A 15,588-nucleotide genomic window follows, 5' to 3' on the forward strand; every position below is an offset into this window, starting at 1 on the left:
GGCGGGCGGCCGGGCGGGTGTCTGGGGGGGCGCGGGGGACTTTATGGGGGGGGGGGCGTCGCCCCGGGTACCAGCGCCAGGGTGGGCGGGACTCCCGGCAGCAGTCCGGGGTCGAAGGTGGTGATCTCGGCGATCAGACCGTCCTCGATCCGCAGGACGTCCGCGTTGACCGCGGTGAAGACGTCCTCGCCGGGGCGGCGGACGTAGTTGACGGCCGCGGGCTGCCGGTTGACGGCGTACGCCACCGAGCGCCACTCGCCCCAGGCGCCGTCGCCCTCCAGGACCGGGCGCCACAGGTCGAGAACGGCCGCGCGCCCGTCGAAGATCAGGTGGTGCGGGGGCATCGCCTGGCGGACGTCCTCGCGGAGCAGCAGTGCGAGCGCGGACAGGTCGGCGTCGCGGGACGCGGCCATGTACCGCTGGAGCACGGCCCGTTCGGCGGCGCTGGGTTCGGTGGCGGCGCCCCAGTCCGCGCGCCGTTCCGGCAGGTGGTCGCGGAGGGTCGTACGGGCCCGCTGGAGGGCGCTCTTGACCGAGGCGATGCTCATGCCGAGGGTGTCGGCGGTCTCCCGCGCGGGCCAGCCGGCGATGTCGCGGAGGATCAGTACGGCCCGCTGCCGGGGCGGCAGATGCTGGATCGCCGCGAGGAAGGCCAGTTCCACGGTCTCCCGGGCGACGGCCGCCGTATGCGGTTCGCCGTGGCCGGGCGCGGCGAGGTCGAGCAGCTCGTCGGGGTAGGGCTGGAGCCAGGTCACCTCCGCGAGGGCGGCGGACGCCGCCGATCCGGCGCTGTCGACGGCGAGCGCGACCTCCCGGTGCCGGGCGGGCCCGTCGAGGAAGTCGAGGGCCGTGTTGGTGGCGATGCGGTAGAGCCAGGCGCGGAAGGTGGACCGGCCCTCGAAGCCCTCCCGCCGCCGCCATGCCTTGAGCAGGGTCTCCTGCACCAGGTCCTCGGCGTCGGTGAAGGAGCCGAGCATGCGGTAGACGTGCACCCGCAGCTCGTGCCGGTAGCGCTCGGCGAGCACCGAGAAGACTTCTTCGCCGCCGGTACGTATCGTCTCGGCGGACGGCTCCCCGGGCCCGGCGGCGACCGCCGCCGCCCGACCGCTCCGCGTACCGCCCCCACCACCGCTGGTGCTCATGCTCCCCTCCGCCTTCACACGTCGCCTGACCGATTAACATCGGGATGAACGATAGGAAGAAGGTATCAATGGTCACGGCGAGCCGGGGCAAGCAGCCCAGCCTGGCGCAACTGCGGGCCTTCGCGGCGGTGGCCGAGCATCTCCACTTCCGGGACGCGGCGGCGGCCATCGGCATGAGCCAGCCCGCGCTCTCCGGAGCCGTATCGGCGCTGGAGGAGACCCTGGGGGTGCAGCTCGTGGAGCGGACGACCCGCAAGGTGCTGCTCTCCCCCGCCGGTGAGCGTCTCGCGGCCCGCGCGAAGGCGGTGCTCGACGCGGTCGGGGAGCTGATGGAGGAGGCGGCGGCGGTACGGGCCCCGTTCACCGGCGTCCTGCGGCTCGGGGTGATTCCGACGGTCGCGCCCTATCTGCTGCCGAACGTGCTGCGGCTGGTCCACGGCACCTACCCGCGACTCGATCTCCAGGTCCACGAGGAGCAGACCTCGTCGCTGCTGGACGGTCTGGCGGGCGGACGGCTCGATCTGCTGCTGCTCGCGGTGCCGCTGGGGGTGCCGGGGGTGACCGAGATCCCGCTGTTCGACGAGGACTTCGTCCTGGTCACGCCCGAGGGGCATCCGCTGGGGGGCCGTTGTGACATCCCCCGGGAGGAGCTGCGCGAGCTGCCGCTGCTGCTGCTCGACGAGGGGCACTGCCTGCGGGACCAGGCGCTGGACGTGTGCCGGGAGGCGGGCCGGGACGAGCGGACCCCGGTGACGACCACGGCGGCGGGCCTGGCCACGCTGGTCCAGCTGGTCGCGGGCGGCCTCGGGGTGACCCTGCTGCCCCGGACGGCGGTCGATGTGGAGACCGGCAGGGGCGGGCTGCGGACCGGTTCGTTCGCCGCCCCCGCGCCGGCCCGCCGGATCGCCCTGGCCATGCGGTCGGGGGCGGCCAGGCACGGCGAGTTCGAGGAGTTCGCCCGGTCCCTGCGGGGCGCGATGGCCGCACTGCCCGTACGGCTCCACGACGCGGACCCCGCGCGCCCGCAGAACCCGGCCGACTGACCGATCACGGGCCCGCCCCCTTTCCGGAGGCGTACGAGAGCCCGGATCGGGATCGGGGCCCGTACGGCACGTGCCGTACGGGCCCCGATTCCTACTCCGTACGGAGGCCGTCCGGGCGCATCAGCCGGTACAGCGACGGCATGCTGCACGCCGTCACCACCAGGATCACCGCGCCACCGGCCCCGGCCACCGGCAGGAATCCCCACCAGTCCGCGACCCGGCCGCCGACCATCCGCAGCAGGACGACCCCGAGGCCGAGCCCGCCCACGACCGCGACGGCCGTGCCGAGGACGACCGGTACGGCGGTCTGCCAGAGCACCGACCAGGCGACCGTCGACCGCCGGGTGCCGAAGGCGACCAGCGCCGACAGCAGCCGCCGCCGCTCCCGCAGCTGTTCGAGCTGGGAGACCAGCATCGACGCGGCGATCAGACCCAGGGTGCCGATCGAGCCGATCAGCATGCCCCGTTCGACATTGGCGAAGCGCTTGCTCGTCGCGACCGCCCGCAGCTCCGACACCTGGGCGATCGGATCGACCCGGGCGGCGGTGTTGCGGACGTGCTCGATCGCGTCGGACGACCCTTCGTCCACGGCGACCAGGGCCAGCGCGTTCAGCGACGGCAGCTCGCCGGCGTCGATCGCGCCGGGGGTGGCGAACACTCCCGGGTGCCGCTGCCCCTGGGCGTCGGGGACGGCGGTGACGGTGGGCGCGCCGGCGGGCAGCACCCAGGTCGGGATCTTCGCACCGCTCCGGTCCCGGTCGCCGTCGGCGGCGGGTTCGGTCTCGGCGGTCGGCCGCTCCGCCATCAGCAGCGTCTTCCCCTTGACGGCGGTCCGGTCGATCGCCGTGTTCTGCGCCGGGTCCGGCCCGTGGACGACGAAGGTGTCGCCGTCGGCGCAGGTCCGGATGGTCGCGAGTTCGCGCAGGGACGGACAGTCGGCGACGGTCACCTGGACCGCCCCCGGATCGTCCGGGGTCGGCTCGTGTCCTGGTCCGGTCTCCCGGTAGAGGAATCCCTGGACCACGCCGGTGACCTTCCGTACGCCCTCGGTCCTGGTCAGCTCCTTCACCATCTCCCGGGCCGCTCCGTCGTCGGCCTTGGCCGTCACGGCGATCCTGGCCCGCGCCGGGTCCTCTCCCGTCTCCTTCCGGAAGTCGCCTTCGATCCCGGCGAAGAGCATCTGGAGGGCGACGCCTCCGGCGACCGCCGCCATGATCCCGCTGACCGCTCGGGCCGCGGCACCGCTGCTCAGCTGAAGCCTGCGGATCGCGAGCTGCCAGGGCACCGGGCCGCCGCTCACCCGGCCGATGAGGAGCTCGATCAGCCACGGCAGCAGGGTCGTCAGCCCGCCGAGTACGAGGACCGCGCCCGCCGCGACGGGAACGATCGCGGCATCGGACCCACTGCCTTCCTCCAGCCGCCCGCCCGCCAGGATCAGCCCGATACCGGCGACCGGGAGCAGCAGCCGCCACCAGAGCCTGCGGGGCCGGGCCTTGGCGTTCCTGACCACTCCGAGCGGCTCGATCGCCACGGCCCGCAGCGCGACCAGGGTGACGGCGACGGCGGCGACCGGTACGGCCACCAGGACCAGCGTGCCGAGGAACGGCGACGGCAGGACATCGGCCGGGAAAGCGCTGAGTTGGTACAGCTGGACCCGGTCGGCGAGCGGCCGGACCGCCGCGAACAGGCCGACTCCGACGACCAGTCCGAGCAGCGCCCCGAAGAGCGCCTCGCCCGCCGCGATCCGGCGGACCGACCGGGTGTCGGCGCCGATCAGCCGCAGGGCGGCGAGCCGCCGGTCCCGCCGGTCGCCGCCGAACCGTACGGCGGCGGCCACGAAGACCGCGACCGGGACGAGCAGCGCCACACAGATGAGGACGATCAGCACGATCAGGATCGGGTTCCAGGGCTCGGAGAAGCCCGCCCGTTCGTCGTAGCCGGTGATCCGGGTGCCGCCGTTCTGGACGGTGAGGGTGTCATTGCCCAGATAGACGTACAGCTCGTGCGGGTCGAGCAGCCCCGCGTCGCCGATGGTCCCGATGATCTTCTGGTCGAACCGCTCGCGGAGCAGCGCGCCCTCGCGGGTCTCGAAGAGGTCGGCGAGTGCGGGTGAGACGACCATCTCGCCGGGCTTCGGGAAGACCGGCACCCCGGGCGGACGGACGGGGTCGGCGCCCTCGGCTCGCATCAGCGCGCCGGAGACCGGATCGCCGCGGTAGTCGCTGTGCAGGGCCCGCCAGACCACGGAGGTCCCGGTGGCCGGGCGCTCCTGCGAGCCGAGGCCCTTGATCTCGATCGGGTTGCGGGAGTCGCTCCGCAGGTCCCGGCCCTCGACCATGTTCGGTACGGAGGAGGCGAGCAGCAGCATGGTGACGCCGACGCCCACCCCGAAGGCGGTGAGCAGGGTACGGATCCAGCCCTCGCGCCCGCCGGACGCGCCGAAGCGGATACCGAGGGCGAGATCGCGGGTCCAGGTGCGCGGGTTCATGCCACGTACTCCAAGCGGGAGCGTCCGTCGCGGACGACGACCTCGCGGTCGGAGTAGGCGGCGACCCGGGCCTCGTGGGTGACCAGGACGACGGCGGCGCCGGTGGCCCTGGCCGCCTCGGTGAACAGCTCCATCACCCGCTCCCCGTTGAGGGAGTCCAGCGCGCCGGTCGGTTCGTCGGCGAAGAGCACCCGGGGCCTGGTGACCAGGGACCGGGCGACCGCGATCCGCTGGCCCTGGCCGCCGGAGACCTCGCCGGGGCGCTGGGAGCCGATGTCGTCGACTTCGAGGCGCGCCATCCACTCCCGGGCCTCGGCCTCGGCGGCCTTCCGGCCGGTGCCGGCCAGCCGCAGCGGCAGGGCGACGTTCTCGACGCAGGTCAGTTCGGGGACGAGCTGGCCGAACTGGAAGACGAAGCCGAATTCGGTACGGCGCAGCAGGCTGCGCTCCCGGTCGGAGAGCCCGGCCAGTTCGCGGCCCTGGTAGCGGATGGAGCCGGAGTCCGGCCGCACGATGCCCGCGAGACAGTGGAGCAGGGTCGACTTGCCGGATCCCGAGGGGCCCATGACGGCGACGACCTCCCCGGCTCGGATGGCGAAGTGGGCGCCGTCGAGCGCCGGGGTGGGTCCGTAGGCCTTGCGCAGATCGTCGGCGACGAGCAGCGCGCCCGTGCCTTCGTCGATCACCGTGTTCATGCGCCGACCTCCCGGGCGAGCTTGTCGAGCCGTGCGGAGGTCAGTTCGAGCCAGCGCAGATCGGCTTCCAGATGGAACAGGGCGTGATCGCAGATCAGCTGGTCGGCGAGGTCGCCGCCGCGCTTGCGCTCGGTCAGGGCGCGCATCATCCGCAGATGCTCGGCGCGCTGGACGTCGAGGAGTTCGGCGGCGCCGCGCCCGGTGAGCAGGGCCAGGACGACCTTGGTGAAGAGGACGGACTGGAGATACGGCTCCGGCGGCTCGGGCCGGGCGAGCCACGCGTCGACATCGGTGATCCCGGCATCGGTGATGGCGTACCGCTTGCGGTCGGGTCCGCCGCCGGCTTCGACGCCCTCCACCTCGACGAGGCCGTTCTTCAGGAGTCGCGACATGGTCGAGTAGACCTGGCCGTAGTGGAGGGGCTTGTCGTGGCCGAACTTCTCGTCAAAGGCACGTTTGAGGTCGTAGCCGTGGCGAGGGCCGGATTCCAGGAGCCCGAGGAGGGTGTGACCGATGGACATGCCCCGACTATACACGCCGTGTATACACAGCATGTATAGATCATCGGGGGCTCTGGAGTTCGCCTACGATTCACTGACGCGGCACCCCCGGGGAGGGTCGACCGGAAGCCGAGCGGGGCGCGGTGGAGCGGAAGCCGGGCCGGGAGCCGGAGCGGAAGCCGGACCTCCGATTGATCGGGTCCACGGATCACATTGACCCGATTGATCAATTTCACCGCCGATCACGGGTGTGACAGGGTGGTTTTGTCCAACCCCTCAGCACCATGGAGTAACAACGTGCTCACTGTCGGCGACCAGTTCCCCACCTTCGAACTGACGGCTTGCGTCTCCCTGGAGAGCGGCAAGGAGTTCGAGGTCATCAACCACAAGTCCTACGAGGGCAAGTGGAAGGTCGTCTTCGCCTGGCCGAAGGACTTCACCTTCGTCTGCCCCACCGAGATCGCCGCCTTCGGCAAGCTGAACGACGAGTTCGCCGACCGCGACACCCAGGTCCTCGGCTTCTCCGGTGACTCGGAGTTCGTCCACCACGCCTGGCGCAAGGACCACGCCGACCTGCGTGACCTGCCCTTCCCGATGCTGGCCGACTCCAAGCACGAGCTGATGCGCGACCTCGGCATCGAGGGCGCCGACGGCTTCGCGCAGCGCGCCGTCTTCATCGTCGACCCGAACAACGAGATCCAGTTCACGATGGTGACCGCCGGTTCCGTGGGCCGTAACCCGAAGGAGGTCCTCCGGGTCCTCGACGCCCTCCAGACGGACGAGCTGTGCCCGTGCAACTGGACCAAGGGCGAGGGCACCCTCGACCCGGTCGCGCTGCTGGCCGGTGAGTGACGGATGTCCCTCGACGCGCTGAAGTCCGCCATACCGGACTACGCCAAGGACCTGAAGCTCAACCTGGGCTCGGTCATCGGCAACAACGACAACCTCTCCCAGCAGCAGCTGTGGGGGACGGTCCTGGCCACCGCGATCGCCTCGCGCAGCCCGATCGTCCTGCGCGAGCTGGAGCCGGAGGCGAAGGCGAACCTCTCGCCCGAGGCGTACGACGCCGCCAAGGCCGCCGCCGCGATCATGGCGATGAACAACGTCTTCTACCGCACCCGGCACCTGCTGTCCGACCCGGAGTACGGCACGCTCCGCGCCGGTCTGCGGATGAACGTCATCGGCAACCCGGGCGTGGAGAAGGTCGACTTCGAGCTGTGGTCGCTCGCCGTCTCCGCCGTCAACGGCTGCGGCCAGTGCCTCGACTCGCACGAGCAGGTGCTCCGCAAGGCGGGCGTGGACCGTGCCACGGTCCAGGAGGCGTTCAAGATCGCCTCCGTCGTCCAGGCCGTGGGCACGACGCTCGAGGCCGAGGCCGTCCTGGCGGGCTGAGCCCGCGCCGGACGACCGGCTGAACGAAGGGGCCCGTACGGCATACCGTCGTACGGGCCCCTTCGCCGTGCGCGTCGCTCAGTCCCGGCCGCCGCGCAGCTTCTCCAGGACGGTCCGTACATCGGCGATCAGCTCGTTGCGGTGTTCCACCGCCTCCGGCGGAGTCTCGACGGCTTCGACGGAGTTCATGAACGAATCGGCCTGGACCCGGATGACCGCCTGGCCGTCGAGGATGTGCAGCACGCTGTACGCCTCGCCGTCCGTGACCAGATACGCCCGCTCCCCCAGATCCTTCAGCCGCTCCGGCTCCCGGGACATCATCCCGGCCTCGGCCGTGACGAGCGCGTCGAACTCGGGCCCGGGGTCCGTCTTCTTGTGGAGCCGGTAGTCGATCATCACATTCACTGCCAGATGCGACGTGTCCGACTCCTCTTCGCCGTTGCCCGACGACAGACTGCAGGACGCCTGGTGCATCGCCGGATGCGGGAACTCCTGGTCGTCCTTCATGTCGAAGGCGCCGAAAGCCTTGGTGATCTGCTCCATCGTCGCGATCTCGCACAGGTCCTTCACCGCCCGATAGGGACCGGTGTCCGGATCCCCGTCGGTCGCGGCGGAGTACGCGTACAACCCGCCCGCCCACAGCACGGACGACAGCAGCGCGCCCCCGAGCGCCCAGACCCACGCCTTCGGCGGCGGTCTTCTCCGGCCACCCTTGTCGCCGTCGCCGTCGCCGTCGCCGTCGCCGTCGTCCGACGCCGACCACTCCGCGCGGTCCCGGTCCTCGTCCGGTATCCGCTCCCCTGGTCCGGCGCGCCAGGCCCGGGGGCCCTCCGGCTCGTCACCGCCCACCAGTTCGGGCTCGGTTATCACTTCGACTCCCCTCCGGCCGTGGCCGACTCCCCCGCGGGACCGTCCGTTCCCGGTACGCCGGCGGTCTCCCCGGCCCCGGCGGGCGCCGGGGCTCCTTCCGGCCGGTCGCCCGCCGGGACGGCCACGTCGGCCGGGTCCGCCGGACGCCGCCGCGGTACGACGGCGGGAACGGCACCGCCACCACCACCGGGCTCCGCACCCGGCTCCGTACCGGACTCCGCACCCGGCCCCGCGGCGGACCCGGGCAGTGTTCCTCCGGCCGGTACCGGGCCGCGCGCCGCCATTTCCTTGCCGTACGCCCGCAGATAGCCGACGACGGTATTGCCCACGGCGACCAGCGGCACCGCCACCACCGCACCGCCGATACCGGCCGTGATGCCGCCGACCGCGACCGCCAGGACGACGGCCAGCGGATGGACCCGTACCGCCCGGCCCAGGATGAACGGCTGGAGCACATGGCCCTCGATCTGCTGCACGGCGAGCACCACCACCAGCACCATCAGGGCGGTGAAGGGGCCCTGGGTCACCAGTGCCACGACCACCGCCAGCGCCCCGGACATCACCGCGCCGACCATCGGGATGAAGGCGAACAGGAAGATGAAGACGGCGAGCGGTACGGCCATCGGAACGTCGAGGAAGTAGATCCCGAGCCCGATGAAGATGGCGTCGATCAGGGCCACGAGCACCGTGCCCCGGACATAGGCGGTCAGGGTGCGCCAGGCCCGCGGCCCGGCCCCGGCGACCCCCTCCCGGGCCTGGGCGGGCACCAGCTTGAGGGTCCAGCGCCAGATCCGGTCGCCGTCGTAGAGCAGGAAGAGCGTGGAGAACATCGCCAGCAGGATGCCGGTGAGGAACTCCACGATCACCGTCACGCCCTGGAGTCCGGCGGAGGTGATCTCCTGGGTGTTGTTGCCGATGGCGTCGTCGAGATTGTTGGCGATGTCGTTGATCTGGGACTCGGTGACATGGAACGGGCTGTCCAGCAGCCAGCGCTTCAGCTCGTCGATGCCGTCCCTGACCCGCTCGGACAGGGTGTCCAGGTTCTCCATCACCTGCCACACCACGAACCAGCCGACCAGGCCCATCACCACGAAGCCGAGAATCGCGGTCAGGGCGGTGGCGAGACCGCGCGGCATGCCCCAGCGCTTCAGCCGGGCGACGGTCGGATGGAGGAGCGCCGTGATCAGCAGGGCGGCGACGAAGGACATCATCACCAGCTGGACGGCGCTGATCACCTTCATCAGCACCCAGAACACCCCGGCGAGTACCAGCAGTCGCCAGCCGGCCTCGGCGGCGACCCGGATGCCCCAGGGGATGGCCGATGTGGGATCGGGGCGGGGCGGGACGGCGGGCGCGTAGTCGGGCGGCGCGGGGACGGCCACCGTGACGACCGCCGTATCGGGCGCCCCGCCGCCCTTCGCCGTCGCGGGCGGTCGCTCCCCGGCCTCCGTACGGCCCCGGTCGCTCCCGTCGCCCCCGTTCCTATCGGGGTTCTCGGTGTTCTCGGTGCCCTCGTTCCCGGCCGCGTCCCGGCGCTCCTGAAGCAGCTCCGACGCCCGGCTCAGCCCGGCCGCGGCTCCGGCCAGCCACCCCGGCAGTCGTGACATGACATCCCCCAATGCTCTCCCCCAAAACTCCCCGGTGCTCCGGGACCGCTGACGCTACAACAGACGAGGAACCCCTCACCTGGAGACGGTGAGGGGTTCCTCGGAGTTGAGCGACCGCGGTGGGATCAGGCCCGGGACGACCGGGCCGCCGTCCCGTACGGCGGTGGTACTAGTACCACTTGTTGTTCTGCCAGAACGCCCAAGCGCCGCAGGGCCCGTCGTAACGGTTGTCCATGTACTTAAGACCCCACTTGATCTGGGTCGCCGGGTTGGTCCGCCAGTCGGCACCCGCCGACGACATCTTCGACCCGGGCAGGGCCTGCACCAGGCCGTACGCGCCCGACGAGGGGTTCTGCGCGAGATAGTTCCAGTTGGACTCGCGCTCGATAATGTTGCTGAAGCACTGGAACTGGCCGGCGGGGACCATCTGCCGGGCCATCTCCTTGACTTCGGAGATGGAGTACGAGGACTTCGGCGTGAAGGCGGAGGCGTCGCGGGACGCCTTGCGCTCGGCCCGCTCCTTCGCGGCCTCGCGCTCCTTCTTCGCCTTGGCCTCGGCGGCGGCCTTCTTGTCCTTGGCGGCCTCGGCCGCGGCGACGCGGGCGGACTCCTCGGCCGACTTCTTGGCGGTGGCCTCCGCGGCGGCGGACTGGGCACTCGCCTGCTCGGCCAGCGTCAGGGCCTGCACCTGGACCTGTTCGCCCGCCGGGACGTCCGCGAGGAGGGTGGTCGCGTCGGACGCGGCCGTCTCCAGGGTGTCCGAGGGCTGGGGGTTGCCCGAGGCAACGCCGACGACGGCTCCGACGGTGGTGACCGCGGTGGCCGATGCCACCGCGAATCCCCGGACCGAGATCCGGCTCACACGGTTTCCTTCCAGCGTCACCCGCACAGGTGACCCTGCGGGCGAATCGTGCCCCTGTCGCTGGCCTCCGCTGAATTCGGGTCACGGGAGGCGCTGGCCCGCGGCCGACTCCCGCCTGGGAGTGGCCGGTGAAGCTTCCGGGCGGCACACGACGGCAGGTGTGGAGTTGTGGCCGCGGTGTTGGGCACCACGGGTGGTACGCGAGTGTCGTGTGCGGGGCCTGACGGAAGCAAGACTCTGCCGGAACCCGGTACCGCAAGGCAATTCCCGGTTGCGTGTGAAAGCTCACACGGGTTAAGCCCTGAGTTTTTCGGCCGAAGAGCGATACGGAACGGCGCCGTCCCGCTAGGCTCTTGCGCCCCGCGCGGAACGGCGCCGTAAAAGCGTCCGAGTCACCGCAAATATTCTAGAGGTGGCCGTCCTCCAGCATTTCGGTCACGAGTGCGGCGATTCTGGAGCGCTCGGAGCGGGTGAGCGTGACATGGGCGAAGAGCGGATGGCCCTTCAGCTTCTCGACCACGGCGACCACTCCGTCGTACCGGCCGACCCGGAGATTGTCCCGCTGGGCGACGTCGTGGGTGAGCACCACCCGGGAGTCGGCGCCGATCCGGGACAACACCGTCAGCAGGACGTTCCGTTCCAGGGACTGGGCCTCGTCGACGATGACGAACGCGTCGTGCAGGGACCGGCCCCGGATATGGGTGAGCGGGAGGACCTCCAGCATCCCCCGTTCCAGCACCTCCTCGATGACCTCGCGGCCCGCGACCGACGACAGGGTGTCGAAGACGGCCTGCGCCCAGGGGTTCATCTTCTCGGCCTCGGTGCCCGGCAGATAGCCCAGCTCCTGGCCGCCGACCGCGTACAGCGGACGGAAGACCATCACCTTCTGGTGCTGCCGCCGTTCCAGTACGGCCTCCAGGCCGGCGCAGAGCGCCAGCGCCGACTTGCCGGTCCCGGCCCGGCCGCCGAGCGACACGATGCCGACCTCCTGGTCGAGCAGGAGATCGAGGGCGATCCGCTGCTCGGCGCTGCGGCCGTGGATGCCGAAGGCCTCCCGGTCGCCGCGGACCAGCCGGACGTTGCCGTCGGCGGTGACCCGGCCGAGCGCCTTGCCGCGGTCGGACTGGAGCACCAGTCCGGTGTGGACGGGGAGTTCCGCCGCCGCCGGGACGTAGACGCTCTCCTCGCCGCCGTACAACAGGTCGACCTGGTCGGCGGGGAGGGTCAGTTCGGCCATTCCGGTCCAGCCGGAGTCCGTGATGGCCAGCTCCGCACGGTACTCCTCGGCGAGCAGGCCGACCGAGGACGCCTTGATCCGCAGCGGCAGGTCCTTGGAGACGACGGTGACGTCGTACCCCTCGGCCTGGAGGTTCCGCGCCACCGCCAGGATCCTGGAGTCGTTGTCGCCGAGCCGGAATCCGGCGGGCAGGACCCCTGGATCGGAGTGGTTCAGCTCGACCCTGAGGGTGCCGCCGAGTTCGCCGAGCGGAAGCGGGGCGTCCAGCCGGCCGTACCGGATGCGGAACTCGTCCAGCAGGCGCAGTGCCTGACGGGCGAAGTACCCCAGCTCGGGATGGTGCCGCTTGGCCTCCAGTTCGGTGATGACCACGATCGGGAGCACCACCTCGTGCTCGTCGAAGCGGGTCGGCGCGTTGGGGTCGGCCAGCAGGACGCTGGTGTCGAGAACGTACGTGCGCCGGTCGGGCATGCGGCGCTTAGTGCTGCTGTTCACCACGGAAGGACGTACCCCCTCGGAAGAGGTCGACGGACCGGTGCCGTCGCGGGCGAGGGCCCGCCCGCCACGGACGGCGGGGGACCGGCCCCGCCGTCAGGCGGGGAGAGCCGGGCTGCGGGCCGCAGTGCACGGGCCGAGCTCCGGCCCTCCGCCCGGTCCGCACCGAGGGTGCGTTCCTTCGTGTGCAAAGGGCCTCCCGGGCGGGCGGCCGGGGCCGCCCACTGAGATCCGGCGTCCGTGGGCCGGACGCCGTGACCTGCTGGGAATATGCCCTCGATCAGGGGCCGCCATGCCGGGACGGGCGGCGACGGGTGGGCGAACAGCGGATGAAGCGGGGAAGCGGAACCGGGCCGGGCCCGCGGCCGCCGGGTCGGTCAGCCGCCGTAGCGGCGGTGGCGGGCCGCGTAGTCGCGCAGCGCGCGCAGGAAGTCGACCTTCCGGAACGCCGGCCAGAAGACTTCGCAGAAGTAGTACTCGGAGTGGGCGCTCTGCCAGAGCATGAAGCCGGAGAGCCGCTGTTCGCCGCTGGTACGGATGACCAGGTCGGGGTCGGGCTGGCCGCGGGTGTAGAGGTGCTCGGAGATCAGGTCGATGTCGACGATCTCGGCCAGCTCCTCGTAGCTGGTGCCCTTCTCGGCGTGCTCGTGGAGCAGGGACCGGACCGCGTCGGCGATCTCCTGCCGGCCGCCGTAGCCGACGGCGACGTTGACGAGTATCCCGGTATGGCCGTGGGTGGCCTGCTCGGCTTCCTTGAGCACGGTCTGGGTGCGGGCGGGCAGCAGGTCGAGGGTGCCGACGTGGTGGACCCGCCAGCGGCCGTCGGCGGCCATCTCGCGGACCGACTGCTCGATGATGCCGAGCAGGGGGACCAGCTCGTTGTCGGGCCGGTCGAGGTTGTCGGTGGAGAGCATCCAGAGGGTGACGACCTCGACATCGGTCTCGGCGCACCAGCCGAGCAGTTCCTGGATCTTGCTGGCTCCGGCCTGATGGCCCTGCTCGGCGGTGCCGCCGGAGGCGCGGGCCCAGCGGCGGTTGCCGTCGAGGATGACTCCGATGTGCTTGGGCACCTGCTCGTGGTCGAGTCGGCCTTCCACCCGGCGTGCGTAGAGCCTGTACACCAGGTCCCGCAAGTTCACAGAAGTCCACCTCTCGGTCCGATGGGGGTCACCCGCTCCGGTCCTGGGCGCGCCGGACCCGGGGATAGGGGGGACCAGGGGACTGTCCCGGGTCCTTACGGGCGATCGCGCACCGGCCCCGGCACCCGTGTGGTGTACACCGTCCGGGCCGTGCGGCGAATCCCTTGAAGCGGCCACAGTACTGCGCAGGGGCCACCACGGCCCAACCCGGTCTGTCACAAGTCCGTGATAAGGAGGGATACGTGACTGATTCCTCCGCGTATCTCGCCGCCGACGACCGCTACGACTCCATGGAGTACCGCCGTACGGGCCGCTCCGGACTGAAACTGCCCGCCGTATCGCTGGGCCTCTGGCACAACTTCGGGGACGACCGCACCCTCGCCTCGCAGCGGGCGATCCTGCGGCGCGCCTTCGATCTGGGTGTCACCCACTTCGATCTGGCGAACAACTACGGACCGCCGCCCGGCTCGGCGGAGCTGAACTTCGGCAAGATCTTCGCCCAGGATTTCACCGCCTATCGTGACGAAATCATTATTTCCACCAAAGCCGGATATTTGATGCACCCGGGTCCGTACGGGGAGTGGGGTTCCCGTAAGTACGTCCTGTCGTCGCTCGACGCGTCCCTGAAGCGGATGGGCCTCGACTACGTCGACATCTTCTACTCGCACCGCTTCGACCCGGAGACTCCGCTGGAGGAGACGATGGGCGCGCTGGCGACGGCGGTACGCCAGGGCAAGGCGCTGTACGCGGGGGTGTCCTCGTACAACGCGGAGCAGACGGCCGAGGCCGCGCGGCTGCTGCGGGAGATGGGTGTCCCGGCCCTGATCCACCAGCCGTCGTACTCGATGATCAACCGCTGGATCGAGGACGACGGGCTGCTGGACACGCTGGAGACGGCGGGCATGGGCTGTATCGCCTTCGTCCCGCTCGCCCAGGGGCTGCTCACCGGCAAGTATCTGAAGGGCATCCCGGAGGGCTCGCGGGCCACCCAGGGGAAGTCGCTCAATCCGGCACTGCTCTCGGACGAGGTGCTCCACCGGCTGAACGGCCTGAACGACATCGCGGCCCGCCGGGGCCAGTCCCTGGCGCAGCTGGCGCTGAACTGGGTGCTGCGGGATCCGCGGACGACGTCGGCGCTGATCGGCGCGTCCAGCGTGGCCCAGCTGGAGGAGAACGTGGCCGCGCTGACCGGGGCGCCGCTGACGGCGGCGGAGCTGGCGGAGATCGACACCTTCGCGGTGGACACCGAGGGGACGAACATCTGGGCCGGGCGCGGCCTGGGCTGACGGGTCCCACCGGGCGGTACGACCCCGGGCGCGGTGCCGGGCCCGGGGTCGTACCGCGGCGGGGCCGACCCGCCCGGAAAAAGAACCGGGCCGGTCCGTGGGGGGGGATACGGACCGGCCCGAGGGGGGGTTTCCACCATAACGCGTCATCCCCGCCGCCGGGCGCCACCGACGGGGCACCGGGGGTGGGTTTCGCCGTCAGGTTGAGTCGAACGGCGGAGCGTACGCGGGCGTGAACCCGGTATCGCCGGGGGTTTCGGGGTTTTCGGGCGGGGGTCCCGCCGGTTCGCGGCGGCGCGGGGCCCGCCGGGCGGCCGTGGAGCGCGTCCCCCGAAGGGGGCAGCTGCGAAGGGCGGCGGGTTGACGGCGATCGCACCCCGGACCCGGTCGGGGCGTCTCGCGCGGACGGACCGGCGCGTTTCCCGGGGGCCGGCCGGGGACGGTTACGCCACCCGGGTCTTGTTGGCGACGATCTCGTCCATATAGGTCCTGCCCCACTCCCCCAGCGGCTCCAGGGCCGTATTGAGGGACTCGCCCAGCGGGGTGAGGGAGTACTCCACCCGGGGCGGCACCTCCCGGTAGACCTCGCGGTGGACGACACCGTCGGACTCCAGCTCCCGCAGCTGCTGGATCAGCACCTTCTCGCTCACCCCGGTGAGCGCCCGCCGCATCGCCCCGAACCGCACCGGGCCGTCGTCGTGCAGCACCCACAGGATCAGGGGCTTCCACTTGCCGCCGACCACGTCGACGGCCGCGTCGAGCCCACAGTCGTAAGACGGTTTCCGTACGGCCACGGGTAACTCCTCGTCCGGCCCAGCATCCGACACCTCAC

14 protein-coding genes are annotated in these 15,588 nt (G+C 71.3%); 4 read left to right on the top strand and 10 right to left on the bottom strand.

All coding sequences use genetic code 11. The features are described 5' to 3' along the window. Window positions 1-41 precede the first annotated feature (41 nt). Window positions 42-1,142: an RNA polymerase subunit sigma-70 gene (locus ACFXG1_RS17160; RefSeq protein ID WP_384743292.1), complete on the bottom strand. Its 1,101-nt coding sequence runs from the start codon at window positions 1,140-1,142 to the stop codon at window positions 42-44. 68 nt (window positions 1,143-1,210) lie between these two features. Here ACFXG1_RS17160 and ACFXG1_RS17165 point away from each other — a divergent pair, with 68 nt between their 5' ends. Next, a complete protein-coding gene (locus ACFXG1_RS17165; protein ID WP_384711359.1) occupies window positions 1,211-2,185 on the top strand; it encodes a LysR substrate-binding domain-containing protein in 975 nt (324 codons plus the stop codon). 91 nt (window positions 2,186-2,276) lie between these two features. On the opposite strand, the gene ACFXG1_RS17170 is transcribed toward ACFXG1_RS17165, so the two are convergent. The 3 genes from ACFXG1_RS17170 to ACFXG1_RS17180 are packed head-to-tail and all read right to left on the bottom strand — an operon-like array spanning window position 2,277 to window position 5,889. Further along, window positions 2,277-4,673, bottom strand: a complete 2,397-nt coding sequence (locus tag ACFXG1_RS17170) for an FtsX-like permease family protein (protein WP_384711341.1) — start codon at window positions 4,671-4,673, stop codon at window positions 2,277-2,279. After that, the gene (locus ACFXG1_RS17175; RefSeq protein WP_384711344.1) at window positions 4,670-5,368 is read right to left on the bottom strand and encodes an ABC transporter ATP-binding protein; all 699 of its coding nucleotides are present in this window, start codon (window positions 5,366-5,368) and stop codon (window positions 4,670-4,672) included. Before ACFXG1_RS17175 ends, ACFXG1_RS17170 begins: the two co-directional genes overlap by 4 nt. Then, window positions 5,365-5,889 carry a PadR family transcriptional regulator gene (locus ACFXG1_RS17180; protein ID WP_384711347.1) on the bottom strand — a complete coding sequence of 175 codons (525 nt, stop codon included), beginning with the start codon at window positions 5,887-5,889 and terminating at the stop codon, window positions 5,365-5,367. The genes ACFXG1_RS17175 and ACFXG1_RS17180 overlap by 4 nt, the downstream gene beginning before the upstream one ends. Window positions 5,890-6,165: 276 nt before the next feature. On the opposite strand from ACFXG1_RS17180, the gene ACFXG1_RS17185 reads away from it, so the two are divergent. Then, window positions 6,166-6,720 (top strand): peroxiredoxin, encoded by a 555-nt coding sequence (locus ACFXG1_RS17185; protein WP_384711350.1) that lies wholly within the window; start codon window positions 6,166-6,168, stop codon window positions 6,718-6,720. Between the two features lie 3 nt (window positions 6,721-6,723). Further along, window positions 6,724-7,260 (top strand): alkyl hydroperoxide reductase, encoded by a 537-nt coding sequence (locus ACFXG1_RS17190; RefSeq protein ID WP_384711353.1) that lies wholly within the window; start codon window positions 6,724-6,726, stop codon window positions 7,258-7,260. Window positions 7,261-7,338: 78 nt separating this feature from the next. Here the strand turns inward: ACFXG1_RS17190 and ACFXG1_RS17195 are convergent, their stop codons facing one another. The 5 genes from ACFXG1_RS17195 to ACFXG1_RS17215 all read right to left on the bottom strand — a co-directional run bounded on the left by ACFXG1_RS17195 (window position 7,339) and on the right by ACFXG1_RS17215 (window position 13,470). Then, window positions 7,339-8,130: a hypothetical protein gene (locus tag ACFXG1_RS17195; protein WP_384711356.1), complete on the bottom strand. Its 792-nt coding sequence runs from the start codon at window positions 8,128-8,130 to the stop codon at window positions 7,339-7,341. After that, window positions 8,127-9,737, bottom strand: coding sequence for an AI-2E family transporter (locus tag ACFXG1_RS17200; RefSeq protein WP_384743298.1), 1,611 nt, complete (start codon window positions 9,735-9,737; stop codon window positions 8,127-8,129). The genes ACFXG1_RS17195 and ACFXG1_RS17200 overlap by 4 nt, the downstream gene beginning before the upstream one ends. Before the next feature lie 169 nt (window positions 9,738-9,906). Next, entirely contained in the window at window positions 9,907-10,599 is a 693-nt protein-coding gene (locus tag ACFXG1_RS17205; protein WP_384717685.1) for a transglycosylase SLT domain-containing protein, read from the bottom strand. A 406-nt stretch (window positions 10,600-11,005) separates the two neighbouring features. Further along, on the bottom strand, window positions 11,006-12,331 hold the full coding sequence (locus tag ACFXG1_RS17210) for a PhoH family protein (RefSeq protein ID WP_384717682.1): 1,326 nt from the start codon (window positions 12,329-12,331) through the stop codon (window positions 11,006-11,008). 377 nt (window positions 12,332-12,708) lie between these two features. After that, on the bottom strand, window positions 12,709-13,470 hold the full coding sequence (locus tag ACFXG1_RS17215) for an isoprenyl transferase (RefSeq protein WP_384717679.1): 762 nt from the start codon (window positions 13,468-13,470) through the stop codon (window positions 12,709-12,711). 242 nt (window positions 13,471-13,712) lie between these two features. Here ACFXG1_RS17215 and mgrA point away from each other — a divergent pair, with 242 nt between their 5' ends. Beyond that, a complete protein-coding gene (mgrA, locus tag ACFXG1_RS17220; protein WP_384717676.1) occupies window positions 13,713-14,756 on the top strand; it encodes an L-glyceraldehyde 3-phosphate reductase in 1,044 nt (347 codons plus the stop codon). 443 nt (window positions 14,757-15,199) lie between these two features. Here the strand turns inward: mgrA and ACFXG1_RS17225 are convergent, their stop codons facing one another. Further along, entirely contained in the window at window positions 15,200-15,550 is a 351-nt protein-coding gene (locus ACFXG1_RS17225) for a winged helix-turn-helix transcriptional regulator (RefSeq protein WP_384710826.1), read from the bottom strand. Window positions 15,551-15,588: the final 38 nt, after the last annotated feature.

The sequence above is a fragment of the Streptomyces sp. NPDC059248 genome (assembly GCF_042753905.1).
Taxonomy (GTDB): Bacteria; Actinomycetota; Actinomycetes; order Streptomycetales; family Streptomycetaceae; genus Streptomyces.

Coding starts and splice junctions, on each gene's coding strand:
- ACFXG1_RS17160 (WP_384743292.1), bottom strand. CDS start 1,142: ATGAGCACCAGCGGTGGTGGGGGCGGTACGCGGAGCGGTCGGGCGGCG.
- ACFXG1_RS17165 (WP_384711359.1), top strand. CDS start 1,211: ATGGTCACGGCGAGCCGGGGCAAGCAGCCCAGCCTGGCGCAACTGCGG.
- ACFXG1_RS17170 (WP_384711341.1), bottom strand. CDS start 4,673: ATGAACCCGCGCACCTGGACCCGCGATCTCGCCCTCGGTATCCGCTTC.
- ACFXG1_RS17175 (WP_384711344.1), bottom strand. CDS start 5,368: ATGAACACGGTGATCGACGAAGGCACGGGCGCGCTGCTCGTCGCCGAC.
- ACFXG1_RS17180 (WP_384711347.1), bottom strand. CDS start 5,889: ATGTCCATCGGTCACACCCTCCTCGGGCTCCTGGAATCCGGCCCTCGC.
- ACFXG1_RS17190 (WP_384711353.1), top strand. CDS start 6,724: ATGTCCCTCGACGCGCTGAAGTCCGCCATACCGGACTACGCCAAGGAC.
- ACFXG1_RS17200 (WP_384743298.1), bottom strand. CDS start 9,737: ATGTCACGACTGCCGGGGTGGCTGGCCGGAGCCGCGGCCGGGCTGAGC.